The sequence below is a fragment of the Denitrificimonas caeni DSM 24390 genome (assembly GCF_000421765.1).
Classification (GTDB): Bacteria; Pseudomonadota; Gammaproteobacteria; order Pseudomonadales; family Pseudomonadaceae; genus Denitrificimonas; species Denitrificimonas caeni.
In genome coordinates this window covers 190,610-206,519 of the sequence record NZ_ATXQ01000001.1, presented here as the reverse complement: position 1 = coordinate 206,519, position 15,910 = coordinate 190,610, and the positions used below count along the sequence as shown (strand labels likewise).

General features: G+C 49.7%; 13 protein-coding genes. 7 read left to right on the top strand and 6 right to left on the bottom strand.

Translation table 11 applies throughout. The annotated features are described in order from the left end of the window. Window positions 1–53: 53 nt before the first annotated feature. Both H591_RS0100905 and recQ read right to left on the bottom strand, forming a co-directional pair. Complete coding sequence (locus H591_RS0100905) at window positions 54–2,903, bottom strand: valine--tRNA ligase (RefSeq protein WP_022965060.1); 2,850 nt, start codon at window positions 2,901–2,903, stop codon at window positions 54–56. 217 nt (window positions 2,904–3,120) lie between these two features. Next, window positions 3,121–5,268: a DNA helicase RecQ gene (gene recQ / locus H591_RS0100900; protein WP_022965059.1), complete on the bottom strand. Its 2,148-nt coding sequence runs from the start codon at window positions 5,266–5,268 to the stop codon at window positions 3,121–3,123. Between the two features lie 165 nt (window positions 5,269–5,433). On the opposite strand from recQ, the gene H591_RS0100895 reads away from it, so the two are divergent. Both H591_RS0100895 and H591_RS0100890 read left to right on the top strand, forming a co-directional pair. Continuing rightward, window positions 5,434–6,018 carry a UPF0149 family protein gene (locus H591_RS0100895; RefSeq protein WP_022965058.1) on the top strand — a complete coding sequence of 195 codons (585 nt, stop codon included), beginning with the start codon at window positions 5,434–5,436 and terminating at the stop codon, window positions 6,016–6,018. A gap of 9 nt (window positions 6,019–6,027) precedes the next feature. Continuing rightward, a complete protein-coding gene (locus H591_RS0100890; protein WP_022965057.1) occupies window positions 6,028–6,426 on the top strand; it encodes a YbaN family protein in 399 nt (132 codons plus the stop codon). Between the two features lie 48 nt (window positions 6,427–6,474). On the opposite strand, the gene H591_RS0100885 is transcribed toward H591_RS0100890, so the two are convergent. Continuing rightward, a complete protein-coding gene (locus H591_RS0100885) occupies window positions 6,475–7,065 on the bottom strand; it encodes a Maf family protein (protein WP_022965056.1) in 591 nt (196 codons plus the stop codon). A 174-nt stretch (window positions 7,066–7,239) separates the two neighbouring features. On the opposite strand from H591_RS0100885, the gene ffh reads away from it, so the two are divergent. The 5 genes from ffh to rplS all read left to right on the top strand — a co-directional run bounded on the left by ffh (window position 7,240) and on the right by rplS (window position 10,703). After that, window positions 7,240–8,619, top strand: coding sequence for a signal recognition particle protein (gene ffh / locus H591_RS0100880; protein ID WP_022965055.1), 1,380 nt, complete (start codon window positions 7,240–7,242; stop codon window positions 8,617–8,619). Between the two features lie 125 nt (window positions 8,620–8,744). Next, the gene (gene rpsP, locus H591_RS0100875; RefSeq protein ID WP_022965054.1) at window positions 8,745–9,002 is read left to right on the top strand and encodes a 30S ribosomal protein S16; all 258 of its coding nucleotides are present in this window, start codon (window positions 8,745–8,747) and stop codon (window positions 9,000–9,002) included. A gap of 6 nt (window positions 9,003–9,008) precedes the next feature. Further along, a complete protein-coding gene (gene rimM, locus H591_RS0100870; protein WP_022965053.1) occupies window positions 9,009–9,545 on the top strand; it encodes a ribosome maturation factor RimM in 537 nt (178 codons plus the stop codon). Window positions 9,546–9,557: 12 nt separating this feature from the next. Further along, window positions 9,558–10,301 (top strand): tRNA (guanosine(37)-N1)-methyltransferase TrmD, encoded by a 744-nt coding sequence (gene trmD, locus H591_RS0100865; RefSeq protein WP_022965052.1) that lies wholly within the window; start codon window positions 9,558–9,560, stop codon window positions 10,299–10,301. 48 nt (window positions 10,302–10,349) lie between these two features. Next, window positions 10,350–10,703, top strand: coding sequence for a 50S ribosomal protein L19 (rplS, locus tag H591_RS0100860; protein WP_022965051.1), 354 nt, complete (start codon window positions 10,350–10,352; stop codon window positions 10,701–10,703). Between the two features lie 169 nt (window positions 10,704–10,872). On the opposite strand, the gene H591_RS0100855 is transcribed toward rplS, so the two are convergent. From H591_RS0100855 to rapA, 3 genes are all read right to left on the bottom strand, one after another. Beyond that, window positions 10,873–11,868, bottom strand: coding sequence for an amidohydrolase family protein (locus tag H591_RS0100855; RefSeq protein WP_022965050.1), 996 nt, complete (start codon window positions 11,866–11,868; stop codon window positions 10,873–10,875). A gap of 238 nt (window positions 11,869–12,106) precedes the next feature. After that, window positions 12,107–12,799 carry a tRNA (N6-threonylcarbamoyladenosine(37)-N6)-methyltransferase TrmO gene (gene tsaA, locus H591_RS0100850; protein ID WP_028244083.1) on the bottom strand — a complete coding sequence of 231 codons (693 nt, stop codon included), beginning with the start codon at window positions 12,797–12,799 and terminating at the stop codon, window positions 12,107–12,109. 78 nt (window positions 12,800–12,877) lie between these two features. After that, window positions 12,878–15,751, bottom strand: a complete 2,874-nt coding sequence (rapA, locus tag H591_RS0100845) for an RNA polymerase-associated protein RapA (RefSeq protein WP_022965048.1) — start codon at window positions 15,749–15,751, stop codon at window positions 12,878–12,880. Window positions 15,752–15,910 lie beyond the last annotated feature (159 nt).

The following is a 15,910-nucleotide window of genomic DNA, read 5'->3' as shown; positions in this document are numbered from 1 at the left end:
GCTGGCAGTATGCCAGTTCAACCCCAGTTCTTGTCTAGGAATAAGCCAGCTGATTACAAGCTGGCAATACGCGTATGTTGTTCAGTAAGCCTTGCTAGAGCTTGCTCGAAATCGGCTTGCTTAGCACGTTCTTTTTCAATGACATCGGCTGGCGCTTTGGCGACAAAGCCTTGGTTAGCGAGTTTGCCAGAGACGCGTTTAATTTCACCACTTAAACGTTGCATCTCTTTATCCAGGCGAGCCAGTTCTGCTTTTGTATCAATCAAACCGGCCATCGGCACCAGCACCTGCATTTCACCGACTAAGGCGGTGGCTGACATCGGCGCTTCTTGATCAGCGGCTAATAAAGTCACTGATTCCAGTTTGGCCAGTTTATTTAGAGTCACGCTATTGACCTCTAAACGGCGCAGGTCTTCAGCAGTGCTGTTACCCAAGTACAGCGGAATCGGTGTGCCTGGACCAATGTTCATTTCTGCGCGAATATTACGCAGCGCCAACATCAGCTCTTTCAGCCATTCGATATCGCCTTCGGCTTGTGCATCAATGGCATTATCATCGGCAGCAGGGAAGGGCTGCAGCATAATGGTATCGCCATTTTTGCCTGCCATTGGCGCGATCCGCTGCCAAATTTCTTCGGTGATAAAAGGCATAAAAGGATGTGCTAAACGCAGCGCTGCTTCCAGTACCCGTACTAAAGTACGGCGTGTGCCGCGGGTGCGCTCGATTGGCGCTTCTTTATCCCAGAGTACCGGCTTAGATAGCTCTAAGTACCAGTCGCAATATTGGTTCCAAATAAACTCATACAGGGCTTGCGCGGCCAGATCGAAACGGAAGTTGTCCAGTTGACGGGCGACTTCTGCTTCAGTGCGTTGTAGTTGCGAAATAATCCAGCGGTCAGCTACGGTCAGTTCCACTGCTTGGCCGTCAAGGCCGCAATCTTGCTCTTCGCACTGCATCATTACATAGCGCGCAGCGTTCCAGATTTTATTACAGAAGTTGCGGTAGCCATCGACGCGGCCCATATCGAACTTCACATCACGGCCAGTTGAAGCCAGTGATAAAAATGTGAAACGCAACGCATCGGTGCCGTAACTGGCAATGCCTTCAGCAAACTCTTCGCGGGTTTGTTTTTCAATGGCTTTGGCCATTTGTGGCTGCATCATGCCGCTGGTGCGTTTGTCGACCAAAGTTTCCAGATCGATACCGTCAATAATGTCCAAAGGATCCAGAACGTTGCCTTTGGATTTAGACATCTTGTGGCCTTGGCTGTCACGCACTAAGCCATGCACATATACGGTTTTAAACGGAATCTGTGGTGTGCCATCTTCATTTTTGATCAGGTGCATGGTCAGCATGATCATGCGCGCGACCCAGAAGAAGATGATGTCAAAACCTGTCACCAACACATCGGTTGGGTGGAAGGTTTTCAGGTAATCAGTTTGTTCTGGCCAGCCTAAAGTTGAGAAGGTCCATAAGCCTGAGCTGAACCAGGTATCCAGTACATCATTGTCTTGGCGCAGATTAATATCACCAAGATTATGTTTTGTGCGTACTTCTGCTTCGTTGCGACCAACATACACATTGCCAGCATCGTCATACCAGGCTGGAATACGATGGCCCCACCACAGTTGGCGGCTGATGCACCAGTCTTGAATGTCACGCATCCAACTGAAATACATGTTCTCGTATTGCTTGGGTACAAACTGAATAAGACCGTCTTCTACGGCAGCAATGGCAGGCTCGGCGAGTGGCTTAGTTGATACGTACCATTGGTCAGTTAACCAAGGCTCGATCACTGCGCCAGAGCGGTCGCCGCGTGGCGTTTTCAGTGCGTGATCATCAATGCTCACTAGTAAATCGGCGGCTTGTAACGCTGCGACAATTTGTTTGCGTGCTTCGAAACGATCAAGGCCAGCAAATTCGGCTGGTAGGCTGTTATCTAGCGAGTCATTGACCGAGCCGTCGGCATTGAAAATCTGCGCGACTGCTAACACTGCAGCATCTTGGTCAAGAATGTTAATTAACGGCAGGTTGTGACGTTTGCCCACTTCATAGTCATTGAAGTCATGGGCCGGAGTGATTTTTACACAACCGGTACCAAACTCCGGGTCACAGTAATCATCGCCAACAATGGGGATACGACGGCCAACTAAAGGCAGATCAATAAAGGAGCCGATCAGGGCTTTATAGCGCTCATCTTCTGGATGCACGGCAACCGCACTGTCACCGAGCATGGTTTCAGGACGCGTGGTGGCAACGACTAGGTAGTCTTTACCTTCAGCAGTTTTGGCACCGTCAGCCAGAGGGTAGCGCAGGTTCCACAAATGACCTTTCTCGTCGTGGTTTTCCACTTCAAGGTCAGAAATTGCGGTGTGGAATTTAGGATCCCAGTTGACCAAACGTTTGCCACGGTAAATCAAGCCGTCTTCATGCAGGCGCACGAAGGCTTCTTGTACCGCGTCTGACATGCCGTCATCCATGGTGAAGCGCTCACGAGACCAATCCACCGAACTGCCTAAACGACGAATCTGGCGAGTGATGGTGCCACCGGATTGCTCTTTCCATTCCCAAACTTTTTCTAGGAAGGCTTCGCGGCCGAGATCATGACGGTCTTGACCTTGAGCGGCCAGCTGACGCTCAACCACCATTTGCGTGGCGATACCTGCGTGGTCAGTACCCGGCTGCCAAAGGGTGTTACGGCCTTGCATACGGCGGTAACGAATCAGCGCATCCATAATGGCGTTATTAAAACCATGACCCATATGCAAGCTGCCGGTGACGTTCGGCGGCGGAATCATAATGGTGTACGGTTGACCAGAACCTTGGGGCGCAAAGTATTGATTGGTTTCCCAAGTTTGGTACCAAGTGCTTTCAATGGCGTGCGGCTGATAGGTCTTATCCATAGTGCGGCGGGACCCCTAAATAGAAGACGGCTAATCGGAAAACCGCAAAGTATACCGCCAAACGCGGCTTGGCCATAGATCAAGCTGCAGCTTTTGCTGACAAGTGATGGCAGAAGAAGCATTAATTCAGCATTTATGACGTATTTTCTTTGCGATTAGCAATGGGTTACGGGTATTGATTTAACTAAGGCTGTAGCGCTCTGAAGGTGAGCGAGTGCTACAGCGATTCACCAAACTCAGCTTGCAGAGCAGCGCGTACGCAATACAGCACGCCTTCCTCAATCTGCGGAGTGAATTGTTCGGCGATGCTGGCCACGCTGGGTAAATCACCATCGCCTTGTAAAAATGCATCTTGAATATCCCCCAGCAGTTCTTCGGGTAGATCCAATGCTTGCTCAAGGCTTAATAAGTTTGCGGCAATGGCTTGTGCCATTAGCGTGTAAACATTCTTTAGGCTGCATTGCATTTGCTGGGAAATTTGCTCTGGAGTCATACCGCTGCGCGCTAAAGTCACCAGTTCATGACGTAAGTCTTGGCTGTTCGGTGCCGCTGGCGCACTGGCGGGCGCCTCAGTCTGGTTGAGGACTTTAAGGAAAGCTGCGCCGTAGCGCTCCAGTTTACGTGCGCCGACACCGCTGATTTGCGCCATGTCGTCAAGGTCTTCAGGTTGCTCGCGCAGCATTTCTAATAATGTCGAATCCGGGAAGATGACATAAGGCGGCACACTATGTTCTTCGGCCAGTTGACGACGTAGGGTGCGCAGCGCTTCCCACATTTCGCGTTCTTCGCCGCGCACCAATTGACTGGCTTGGCTGGAGCTGCGCGGTGCTTTGTTTTGTGGCGTGAGGTCACGGCGTAATAATAATGTGGTTTCGCCGCGCAATAAGGGTCGGCAGCTTTCGGAGAGACGCAGTCCGCCAAAGCCTTCAACATCGACATCAATCAAGCTGCGCGCCACCAACTGTCGAAACAGCGAGCGCCATTGATGGTCATTGAGTGCCTTGCCAATGCCAAACACGCTGAGGTGTTGGTGGCCAAGTGCACGGACGCGATCATTTTCACGGCCTTGCAAAACATCGGATAAATAACCGACACCATAACGCTGGCCGGTACGATGAATCGCAGAAAGGGCTTGGCGCGCGGCGTCAGTGCCATCCCAAGTTTCAATGGTATCAATGCAGTTATCGCAATGCCCGCAGGGTTGCGGTAAGTCTTCATCAAAGTACGCCAGTAGCGCTTGACGACGACAGCGAGTTTCTTCGCATAAAGCCAGCATCGCTTCGAGCTTGTGCTGCTCAACGCGCTTATGGCGCTCATCGCCTTCGGAGTTGCCGAGCATTTGCTTGAGCATCAGTACATCTTGTAAACCGTAAACCATCCACGCGTCAGCGGGCAGACCATCACGTCCGGCGCGACCAGTTTCTTGGTAGTAAGCTTCCAGTGACTTAGGCAAATCAAGATGGCCAACAAAGCGCACGTTGGATTTATCAATGCCCATGCCGAAGGCAATGGTAGCCACCATAATCAAGCCTTCTTCATTGAGAAAACGTTTCTGGTGGAATGCACGTAAACTACCATCAAGGCCGGCATGGTAGGGCAGCGCTGGAAAGCCTTTGCTGCTGAGAAACTCGGCGGTGGCCTCAACACTTTTACGCGATAAACAATAAATAATCCCGGCGTCGCCTTTGCGCTGCGCTAAGAAATCCAGCAACTGTTTGCGTGGATTGTCTTTGGGAGTAATGCGATAAAAAATATTGGGGCGGTCAAAGCTTGAGAGAAAACATTCGGCTTTTTGTAAGTACAGGCGATTGATGATTTCTTCGCGGGTGCGCTTGTCGGCGGTGGCCGTCAGCGCGATCCGTGGCACATTCGGGAACAGCTCAGCCAGTTGCCCCAGTTGCAAATATTCAGGGCGAAAATCATGACCCCACTGCGAAACACAGTGCGCTTCATCAATGGCAAACAGACTGATTGGCAAGTGCTGGAGAAACGCCAGCATGCGCGGCTGCACTAAACGCTCAGGGGCTAAATACAACAGTTTGATTTCATGGCGACGCAGGCGATCGGCAATCTCGCGCTGCTCATCGTTGCTCAGTGAGGAATTGAGCGCGGCAGCAGGAATGCCCAGCTCTTCTAAGCTGGCCACCTGATCTTGCATCAAGGCAATCAGTGGCGAGACTACGACGGTTAAACCGTCAAGCAGCAGCGCTGGCAGTTGATAGCATAAGGATTTACCGCCACCGGTAGGCATCAACACGAGTGCATCATCGCCTGCACAAATACGTTGAATAATTGCCGATTGATGACCGCGAAATGCGTCGTAGCCAAAAACACTTTTTAGCGTTTGTAACGCCTGATTTTGCATGCCGTTCTCCAAATCAAGCTGCGCATTATACCTGTAATTTATGAGCAGGCACGGTAAGGGCAAAATCTTTAACGCTTCTGTAGAGCAAGATCACGCCAATCTCTAGCTGTTATTGCAGAGCTAGACTACAATCTAGGTTCAATTCTTTATCTATGGTAATCACGCATGTCCCTCGCTGAGCAACAGATCCGCCTGCAAGCTTTCCTCGATGCTGACGAACTGCACGACGAGGCGCTTGATTATATTGCTGCGCACGGTTACTTGACCGCGCTGTCTATTTGTCCTGAACCCGTTCCGGCTGAAGAATGGATTGAAGCGTTATTTGCAGAATCACCCCGTTATCGCGATGAGGCGGAAGAAGCTGATATCACCGCTGGATTATTACAGCTCAAGGCGCAAATTGAGCGCCAGTTAGCCAGTGATGACGATATGGTGCTGCCATGTGAATTGGATCTAGGTGAAGAGCCCGATGATTCTGATTTGCGCGGCTGGTGCGTCGGCTTTATGGAAGGCATCTTCCTGCGCGAAGAAGTTTGGTTTGAAGATGCTGAAGATGAAGTCAGTGAGCTGTTGCTACCTATTATGGTGGCGTCTGGTTTGTTTGATGAGCAGCCAGACTTTGCGGAAATCGCTAAAGACCTTGATTTGGTCGACAGCATGGTTGATCAGATCCCAGAAGTGCTGACGGCACTGTTCTTGTTGTGCCAGGCACCTGAAGAAAAACCAGTGCTACTCAAGCCGCGTCATTAATTCGCTGCCATGCATGAGCCACGGCAGCGGCAAGCACGTAGTCCTACTCTGCGTTATGTGCTGTTTGCCTGTGGTTGTTTAAGTGTTGCTTTGGGAGTGATTGGTATTTTCTTGCCGGTTTTGCCCACTACACCTTTTCTGTTACTGGCTGCCGCCTGTTTTGCGCGCAGTTCCAAACGCTTCTATTTATGGCTGGTGTTGCATCCAAAGCTTGGGCCTTGGGTACGCGACTATTTAGACGGTCAAGGTTTGCCGCTCAAAGGTAAAATCTGGGCGCTGGTGTTGATGTGGGCGAGCATCAGCTTTTCCATGTGGATTGTGCCTCTGCCGTGGGTGCGTGTCTTTATGCTGGTCAGTGCTGTCTGTGTGACTGTCTATATTCTTAAGCAGAAAACCCGCGCTCTATAAATCTTATGTTCTATAAATGCTGGCAGGCTTTCTTGCTGGGCGAAGAGTTTATGGCACGGCAATCCCGCAAACATTGAGCATATCGCAGAGACGAATCAGTGGTAAACCAACCAAACTGGTGGCGTCGCTGCCTTCGGTGGCTTGAAATAAGCTCACGCCTAACCCTTCCGACTTAAAACTGCCGGCGCAATCAAAGGGCTGCTCAGCTGCGATATAACGCTGAATTTGCGCCGCGTTAAGGGTGCGAAAGTGCACAGTAAAAGGCACCAAATCAACCTGCTCAATTTGTGTGCGCGTATCAATCACCGCCAGACCAGTTAAAAACACCAGGCTGCGGCCACTGGCGGCGCTCAATTGTTGCGTGGCGCCTTCTGCGTGCAAGGGTTTGCCAATAATCTTGCCGTCGAGCACAGCTACTTGATCAGAGCCAATAATAATGTGCTGTGGGTAATGCTGCGCTAGTGCGCGGGCTTTGCTCAGGGCTAAACGCTGTACCAAAGCCTGCGCTGATTCATTGGCTTGTGGCGTTTCATCAATGTCAGGGCTGTGGCAGGTGAAGGGCAGTTGTAAGCGCGTCAGCAGTTCGCGGCGGTAGCTTGAACTGGACGCCAATACAATCGGCGGTAAAGTTGATGGCATAACGACTCCTAAATAAGAGTGGCAGTTTAACGCAACTGCTTCGCAGACGCTGTCGCGACGCGCAGGATCGGTTATACTCTGCCGATTCTAGAAACAACCGCTGTGTAACAGTTTATTAATCGCTGAGCTTAATGCTAAACGCTCACTGTTGCCGCACCATGTTGAGGGCTTTGTATGTTCGACAATTTATCTGATCGCCTTGCGCAGACGCTACGCCATGTCACTGGTAAAGCACGTCTGAGCGAAGACAATATCAAAGACACCTTACGTGAAGTGCGCATGGCGTTGCTTGAGGCTGATGTCGCCTTGCCGGTGGTGAAAGACTTTGTTAACTCGGTGCGTGATCGCGCCGTTGGTGTTGAAGTCTCGCGCAGTCTGTCGCCAGGCCAAGCCTTTATTAAAATTGTTCAGGCTGAACTAGAAAGCTTAATGGGCGCGGCCAACGAAGACTTGGCGCTGAATGCGACGCCGCCTGCGGTGATTTTAATGGCCGGTTTGCAAGGTGCGGGTAAAACCACCACCGTTGCTAAGCTGGCGCGCTTCTTAAAAGAGCGCAAAAAGAAAACTGTAATGGTGGTGTCTGCTGACGTTTATCGTCCTGCAGCGATTAAGCAGTTGGAAACCTTGGCCAATGAAGTCGGCGTCACCTTCTTCCCATCTGACATCAGTCAAAAGCCGCAAGACATTGCGCTGGCAGCGATTAAAGAAGCCAAGCTTAAGTTTATTGACGTGGTACTGGTGGATACCGCTGGTCGTTTAGCTATTGATAGCGAAATGATGGCGGAAATTAGCCAGTTGCACGCAGCGATCAATCCGATTGAGACGCTGTTTGTGGTTGATGCCATGACCGGTCAAGATGCGGCCAATACTGCGAAAGCCTTTAATGATGCCTTGCCGCTAACCGGTGTGGTGTTAACTAAAGTCGACGGTGATGCCCGTGGTGGTGCGGCGCTGTCGGTGCGAGCAATCACGGGTAAGCCGATTAAGTTCTTGGGTATGGGCGAGAAAACCGATGCCTTAGACCCATTCCATCCCGATCGTATTGCTTCACGTATTTTGGGTATGGGTGATGTTCTCAGCTTAATTGAGCAAGCTGAGCAAACCATTGATAAAGAAAAAGCAGAAAAACTTACCAAAAAACTGAAGAAAGGTAAGGGTTTTGATCTGGAAGATTTCCGTGATCAGCTGCAGCAGATGAATAAAATGGGCGGCATGGGCGGCCTGTTAGAGAAAATGCCGAACATGGGCGGTATGAATTTATCGCAGATGGGTGGCGCGCAAGGTGCAGCTGAAAAGCAGTTTAAACAGATGGAGTCGATCATTAACTCGATGACGCCAGCTGAGCGCCGTGACCCTGAAATTATCAGTGGTTCGCGCCGTCGTCGTATTGCCATGGGTTCTGGCACACAGGTGCAGGACGTCGGTCGTCTGATTAAGCAACATAAACAGATGCAAAAGATGATGAAAAAATTCACTACCAAGGGCGGCATGAGCAAGATGATGCGCGGTCTTGGTGGAATGATGCCTGGGGCAGGCGGGATGCCCAAGATGTAAACACGCACTGGAGTGCAAAATAGCCCTATGCAACGGGGCAGATAAACCTTAGAATATGCGGCCTTTCGGGCCATGCATGTCTTTGGTTCGTATTGTTTGTAATAATCTTAAAGGAAAAAACTTTAATGGTAACTATTCGTTTAGCTCGTGGTGGCTCTAAAAAGCGCCCTTTCTACCATCTGACTGTAGCTGACAGCCGCACTGCACGTGATGGCCGTTTCGTAGAGCGCATCGGTTTCTTCAACCCAGTTGCAACTGGTGGTGAAGTACGTTTGTCTGTAAACCAAGAGCGCGCTACTTACTGGTTAAGCAAGGGTGCACAGCCTTCAGAGCGCGTTGCGCAACTGTTGAAAACTGCTGCTACCACTCAAGCTACTGCTTAATTGGCTATGAGTAAAACGCCTCCTGCAGCAGATGATCTGGTCGTTATCGGCAAAATCGGTGCGGTGCACGGTGTGCGTGGTGAAGTAAAGGTGCATTCTTTTACTGAACCGATGGAAAATCTGCTTGATTATCCTGTCTGGCAATTGCGCCGTGACAATGAGATTAAGCAAGTTAAGTTGGCCAGCGGACGTATCCAGGGTAAAGCGCTTGCAGCAAAAATCGAAGGCCTTGATGATCGTGAAATTGCACGAACATTTACCGGTTACGAGATTTGCATACTGCGTAGTGAATTGCCTGAGTTAGCGGACGATGAGTTGTACTGGCATCAACTTGAAGGTTTAAAGGTGATCAATCAAGACCAGCAGTTGTTTGGGATTGTTGACCATTTATTAGAGACTGGCGCGAATGATGTCCTTGTTGTTAAGCCTTGTGCTGGCAGCATTGATGATCAAGAGCGATTGCTGCCGTATACGCAGCATTGTGTGCAGTCGGTGGATTTGACAGCAGGCGAGATGCATGTCGAATGGGATGCGGATTTTTAATGAGTAAATGCCTTGCGCGTTGAAGTTATCAGTCTCTTTCCTGAGATGTTTGCTGCGATTACCGAGTATGGCATTACCAGTCGTGCAGTATCGCAAGGGTTATTAGAGCTTAATTGCTGGAATCCCCGTAGCTTTACTGAGGATCGACACCAAACAGTGGATGACCGACCTTTCGGTGGTGGTCCAGGCATGGTGATGAAGATCAAGCCTCTTGAGGATGCATTAGCTGCGGCTAAGCAATCGATTGGAGGGCCGGCTAAGGTTATTTACCTGTCGCCGCAAGGCCGTCAGCTTAAACAAGACGCGGTCAGCGAGTTAGCCAAGCAGGATAATTTAATTCTGATTGCGGGTCGCTATGAAGGCATTGACGAGCGTTTTATTGAAACCTACGTCGATGAAGAGTGGTCAATTGGCGATTATGTGTTGTCTGGTGGCGAGCTACCGGCAATGGTGCTGATTGATGCTGTAACGCGGTTGCTGCCTGGGGCATTAAACCATGCAGATTCCGCGCAAGAAGATTCATTTAGCGATGGTCTTCTCGACTGCCCGCATTACACGCGACCGGTTAGGTATGCAGGCAAAGATGTTCCTGAAGTGCTGCTCAGTGGCAACCATGAACATATCCGGCGCTGGCGATTGCAACAAGCCTTAGGGCGTACTGCAGAGCGTCGCGCTGATCTTCTGGATAGCCGCTCGCTTTCTGGAGAAGAGAAAATGCTGTTGGACGAGTACTTTCGTCGGCAGAACGATAGTTAATTAACGTATCGATGGTAAATCATAAGGATTTGCCTTCAGGAGCACAGAATGACGAACAAAATTATTCTTCAGCTTGAAGCTGAACAAATGACCAAAGAAATTCCAGTATTCGCCCCAGGTGACACTGTAATTGTTCAAGTAAAAGTAAAAGAAGGTGAGCGTCAGCGTTTACAGGCCTACGAAGGTGTTGTAATTGCTAAGCGTAACCGTGGTATCAACAGTGCATTCACTGTTCGTAAAATTTCTAGCGGCGTAGGCGTTGAGCGTACGTTCCAGACTTACAGCCCAATGATTGACAGTATTACTGTTAAGCGTCGTGGTGTTGTTCGTCAGGCGAAACTGTACTACTTACGTGCTCTGTCTGGTAAAGCAGCGCGTATTAAAGAAAAATTGGCACGTTAATTCGTCCAGTGTTTCAAAACAAAGCAGCCTAAGGGCTGCTTTGTTGTTTCTGCAATAGCAGTAATCTCCTTCGTGCGTTTGCACCCGAGTATTGCGCTCATCCCAGCAACTTAGAAGCATTCATTGAGCAGTCGCGGGTTCGCGTGATCAGCATAAGCCCTGCTCAGTTTTATTGAGCTTCTTTTTTTGGCAATAACTTAAGAAAATTATCTTCTGCTATAGCCTGTGCAACGTCTTTAGGTAAGGCTTCTAATACCGGTTCAAAGCCGCTCATTGTCTCGCCTAGATTAGAGAAGCGGCCAACCACATCACTACCAAGCACAAAGCGTGTAGGGTTGTCAGTGAAGAGCTTTAGCCAATTGGGATTAGGCTTGCCTTGTGCGTCGAGGAGATAAGGTTCGAGTAGTGTCCAAGATAAATCAATGTACAGGTTGTCGTGCTCATCCAGTAAACGCTTAATTAACGGATGCAGAAAATCTAATTCTTCCTGATGACGGTGAAGTTCCATGCTGGTTCCAGCATGTGCCCAGATAAAACGCACATCAGGATTCTTGCTTAGCGCTTCCTCTAGCTCTTCAAGGTATAAAGGATTGCGTTCGCGTTTTGAGGTGACGTTGCTGTGCAGTAATACCGGTAGATCGTACTCTTCGGCAACGCGATAGACTTTCATCATTGCTTCGTTATTTGCGCGTGGCGTATTGCCTTGCATCAAAGCGGTGACATCGTCATGACGAGTAAACACCTCACCAATACCTTGCCAGAAACCAGGATTCATTTTTAAGGTTCGGCGAATGTGAGTGGCAGCGTTTTTATCATTGGCATTAAAACCGGAGAGAAATGGAAAGAAGCGTTTTTTCTGTTCAGGTTTTAATTGTTGTATGGCATGTAATAAGTAAAAATCAGTGGCGCTGTACCAATACAGATCAGCATCGTCACCAGCGTAATAGCGTGGTTTTTTTGGCTCATCTTCTTGCCATTTTTTCGCCACAGGTATGCCCATGATGGCTGTATGACTGATGTTGCCTTGATCCATCGCGCTTAATAAAGCTTGCATCCCTTCTGACTCTTGAAAGAAATCCACATAATGGAGATGCCCGTCAATATAGCTGCGTGCTTGTGCAAATTGTGCAGTGAGTAGAAGTATAAAAAATAGCGAAATTCTCATTGGTATTCGAACCTGTTAATTGGTCTTGTAAAAATAAGACGCAATTAGAGAGTGAGAGTTCGTGATGAGCGGTATTTAAATCAAGCGCATAGCGTATTTGGATCGTGATTTTTCTCGAGATGCTTTAAAAAGTAGAGATCTAATAAGAATTTAGCGGGCTTTAACGTGGTTGATGAGCGAGGCAAAAATTGTCTAGTGATGCCTGTTTTAATGCGCTGGGTCGAACACAGCAATGGCATTAAGCCAAACAAACTTCAATCACTTCAATCTGCTCAAGGGTTAAATATCGCCAGCGCACCTGCACATCATAAAACTGCACGCCATACATACGCTCTGGCGTTGGCTGTTGATAAGCGGGGCGTGGGTCTTGAGCTAAACATTGCTCAATCAACTCTATCAGCGGCTGCTGTAAACGCTGTGCATGTTGCTCAGCTTGCTGTAACGCATTCGGCTGCCAGCTCACAGTAATCAGAGTCGGCGCACTGTCGGCAATGGCATTGTGCGCCATAGACAAACTATCGGCATAAGGCACATAAGGCTTGATATCCAGTACCGGCGTGCCATCGAGCAAATCTATGCCAGAAATCCACAAGCGTCCAGGCTCTGCACGTTCTAAACGTACAGCCGACTGGCCAATACCATTCGGGCGATGAGTGGCGCGACTGGCAAATACACCAATGCTCTTATTGCCGCCTAAACGCGGTGGACGCACCTTTAAACGCGGCGTGTCTTCTAGGGTTTTATGGAATAGAAAAATCACCCAAATATGACTGATATCTTCTAAGCCTGCGATCGCATCAGCCTGATCATAAGGCGGCAGTAACTCAATGCAGCCTTGCGCCGCTGGAGCTAATAAAGGTTGGCGTGGAATGGCAAACTTTTCTTTAAAACATGAACGCACATAGCCAATTGGCGTGACGGTGTAGCTCATGATCGTGCCTCCAGAATATTTACCACGAACAGCCGATGCTGCGCTGTAAATGTCACTCAAGCGCAGCATCGACAGATTTTAGCCTGCTACCAACACTCGCACGGCTTCCAGGCGCAAAGCGGCTTTAGCAAACATACTTAAACCTTGCTCCTTGTAAGCACGTAAGGTGTCGATTTCTTCATCGCGCACGCTAGGGTTAATCGCTTGCAGAGCAGTGAGACGGGCGATTTCTTCTTCCATACTGGCCAAGAAAATCGCACTGGCTTGCTCAACACGCTCGTTGTGGCGCGGTTGCATATTGGCTTCGGCAGTATCGACTAAGCGCAATAAGGTATCGCGTTGAGCGCGGGCAAACTTACTGGCGCTGGAGCGCGGCACGCTTTCCAGTTGATCATTAAGTGTCTCAAAACTGACGCGAGTGGCTAGATCATTACCTTTATCATCGAGCAAGCAACGCATGGCGATGGGGGGCAAGAAACGTCCAAGCTGTAAGTGTTTCGGCGCAATCGCTTCGCTGACAAACAGCAGCTCAAGCAACATGGTGCCGGCTTTAATGGCTTTGTTTTTTAACAAAGCCACCGCTGTATTGCCCATTGAACCCGACAACACTAAATCCATACCACCTTGCACCATGGGGTGTTCCCAAGTGATAAATTGCATGTCTTCGCGGCTTAAGGCCAGTTCACGATCGTAGGTGATGGTCACTGCCTCATCGTCACCGAGCGGGAAACTGGCGTCCAACATTTTTTCGCTAGGACGCAAAATTAAAGCGTTATCAGAATGGTCTTCGCTATCAATGCCAAAGGCATTAAACAGTTGCTCCATGTAGATGGGCAGCTCGAAGGTGTCGTCTTGCGCTTCAATGGCTTCAACCAAGGCCTGACCACGGCCTGCGCCACTGGAATTGATCTCCAGAAGACGGTCGCGACCTTTTTCCATTTCACTTTCCAACTCTGCACGCACAGCAGCAGCGTTTTCTAGTAGAGCGAGCCAAGCGCTTTCATCTTCTGTGTCGAGTAATAACGTCTCTAGCTGCTGGCTAAACTGCAGTTGCAAAGCATTACCGGTCGGGCAGGTGGATAAGAACGCGTTAAGTGCTTGGTGATACCACTCAAAAACCCGTTGCTGTCCAGTACCGACAAAGTAAGGCACATGGATCTCAATGGTGTGCTGCTGACCAATACGGTCGAGACGGCCAATACGCTGTTCAAGTAAATCAGGGTGCTGCGGTAGATCAAACAACACTAAGTGATGGCTGAATTGGAAGTTACGGCCTTCACTGCCGATCTCTGAACAGAACATCACTTGCGCGCCAAACTCGTCATCGGCAAACCATGCTGCGGCGCGGTCGCGCTCGATAATGCTCATACCCTCATGGAAGGTCGTGGCCGGAATGCCTGAGCGAATGCGCATGGCATCGCCCAGATCAAGTGCCGTGGTGGCGTTGGCACAAATGACTAAAACCTTTTCTTGTTTGAGTCCTTTTAACGTCTCGAGTAACCATTCCACGCGTGGATCAAACTGCCACCAAGGCTCTTCACTGCTGGCGTCTTCAGTCTCATCCAGATACATCATCGCTAGATCGTTAATGTGCAGCTCTGGATACAGCTGCGCCTGCAACTCTGCGGCATTACCCAGATATTGATCGGGGCAAGGCAAAGGCGCAGAATGCAGCTTGCGTTCTGGAAAGCCAGAAATCGCTGCACGGGTATTGCGGAATAATAAGCGTCCGGTGCCGTGACGATCGAGCAGTTCGCGAATTAAACGCGGCGCCGCTTGCGCATCGCCTGCGTTAAACGCGCTGATCAGTGCTTGGCTGTCATCACCTAAAAAAGTGTTAATGGTTTGTTCTGCGCTGGCGCTGAGATGGGTTAAATCCAGCAGTTCGCGCACCGCATCGGCAATCGCTTGATAGTGCTGACTCTCTTCACGGAAAGCGGCTAAATCATGGAAACGATGTGGATCAAGCAAACGTAAGCGGGCAAAGTGACTGTCTTGGCCCAGTTGCTCAGGGGTGGCAGTGAGTAACAGCACACCCGGCGTAATACCCGCCAATGCTTCAACCAGTTGATAGGCTGGGCTGGATTGCTCAGGATGCCAAACTAAGTGGTGAGCTTCATCGACCACCATAATGTCCCAGTCACAGCCGCATAAGGCGTTTTGTGCACGCTCGTCTGCAATCAACCAATTCATCGACACTAAAGCGATTTGGCAGTCTTCAAAAGGGTTATCAGCGTCACTAGCTTGAAAACGTTCAGCGTCAAACAGTGCGACGTCTAAATTAAAGCGGCGGCGCATTTCCACCAACCACTGATGCTGCAGAGTTTCTGGCACCATCAGTAAAATACGACTGGCACGACCACTGAGTAACTGGCGATGAATAATTAAACCCGCTTCAATGGTTTTACCTAAACCCACTTCATCGGCCAGTAACACCCGTGGCGCAATACGGTCAGCGACTTCTTGAGCAATGTGTAATTGGTGGGCAATCGGTTGCGCACGCACGCCGGCCAAACCCCAGAGATTGGACTGCTGCAGCTTGCTGTTATGCTGCAGAGAGTTGTAGCGCAAGGTAAACCATGGCAGCGGATCGACCTGTCCTGCGACTAAACGATCGCTGGCCATGCGAAATTGAATAAAGTTGGAGAGCTGCGTTTCTGGTAACACGCAGTCTTCGTTTTGACTGTTAAAGCCTTGGTAGATCAGTAATCCATCGACTTCGCTGACTTCGCGAACAGTTAAAGTCCAGCCTTCAAAATGACTGATTTCATCGCCGGGTACAAAGCGGACGCGGGTTAACGGGGCATTGCGCTGCGAGTATTGGCGAGTTTCTCCCGTCGCTGGGTAAAGGATGGTGAGTAGACGACCATCGCAAGTAAGAACTGTACCAAGGCCTTGCTCAGCCTCGCCGTCACTGATCCAACGTTGTCCAGGTAGATACTGCTGCGTCATGCTTGTCTCCGCGTGATGTAAAAAGCGCGTTATGATAACGGATACTGAGGCATAGGACACGGTTGAATCGTTGTGATGGGGTTCAAACGAGTTATTGAGACAATTGCTGCCTTGATCGCTATAGTTGATGCCTCACTGTATGAGTGTAGGAGCCTTTGT